Raw genomic sequence first — 1031 nt, 5'->3', positions numbered from 1 at the left:
CGATCGCGTCACCAGCGCCGGCATGTGGCTGGTGGCCCACATGACCTACAGCCAGCGGGTCCGCACCGACGGCGCGGCCCTCGAGGCCGATGACTTCAAGGCCACGCCCGAAGGCCACACTGGCGGGTCCCTCAACATGGTGCCGGCCTACGCCGGCTACCTGCTGATGGACGCCCTGGATGGCGTCACCCGCGCATGGATGATGGGCCAGGGGCACTGCGTGGCCGCCATCGACGCGCTGAACGTGCTGGTTGGCAACATGACCGCCCGGCACGCCGAACGTTACGACCGCTCCGACGCGGGGCTGAGCCGGTTCGTCGGCGACTTCTATGCCTACACCCTCAATCCGGACGGAACACCGGCGTCGCCCCTGGGCTCCCACGTCAATGCGCACACCGCCGGGGGCGTGATGGAAGGCGGCTATCTCGGCTTTGCCGAACTGCAGTACGTGCATGCACCGCTCAAGGACGAACGCCTGGTGGCGTTCCTCAGCGACGGTGCGTTCGAGGAACAGCGCGGCAGCGACTGGGCGCCGCGCTGGTGGCGTGCCGAGGACAGCGGGCTGGTCAGCCCGATCATCATCCTCAACGGGCGGCGCATCGAACAGCGCAGCCAGATCGCCCAGCAGGGCGGCGAGCGGTGGCTGGACCGGCACCTGCGATTGAACGGCTTTGATCCGATCGCGCTGGACGGGCGCGATCCGGCCAGCATCGCGTGGGGTATCCATGTGATGGAGTCGCGCCTGCAAGCGGGCGCCGCCGTTCCCGATGCCGACGTGCGGCTGCCCTATGGCATTGCCGAAACCGTGAAGGGCTTCGGATTCCCCGGCGCCGGGACCAACGCCTCGCACAACCTGCCCCTGCCCGGGAATCCGTCGAAGGAGGCCGAGGCACGCGCGCTCTTCAATCAAGGCGCCGCGGCGCTGTTCGTGGCCGCGTCCGAGCTCGAGGAGGCTGTTGCCGCACTCAACAGCCACGACCTCCAGCAGCGCGTGCGCGAGCGCGACCATGCGCTGGCCGATCGCCAGGTGG

The 1031-nt window shown here is 69.2% G+C and carries 1 protein-coding gene; it reads left to right on the top strand.

Annotated features, from left to right (window positions below; all coding sequences use genetic code 11):
- Nucleotides 1–1031, top strand: a 1031-nt coding sequence (locus tag JCM9942_RS16695) for a phosphoketolase family protein (RefSeq protein WP_484600269.1), incomplete at both ends; no start/stop codon positions are given.

Origin of the sequence: Stenotrophomonas pictorum JCM 9942 (genome assembly GCF_001310775.1) — a bacterium.
In the GTDB taxonomy this organism is placed as follows: Bacteria; Pseudomonadota; Gammaproteobacteria; order Xanthomonadales; family Xanthomonadaceae; genus Stenotrophomonas; species Stenotrophomonas pictorum.
Note: the sequence above shows the minus strand (reverse complement) of the source record. Positions and strands in the feature narration are given on the sequence as shown.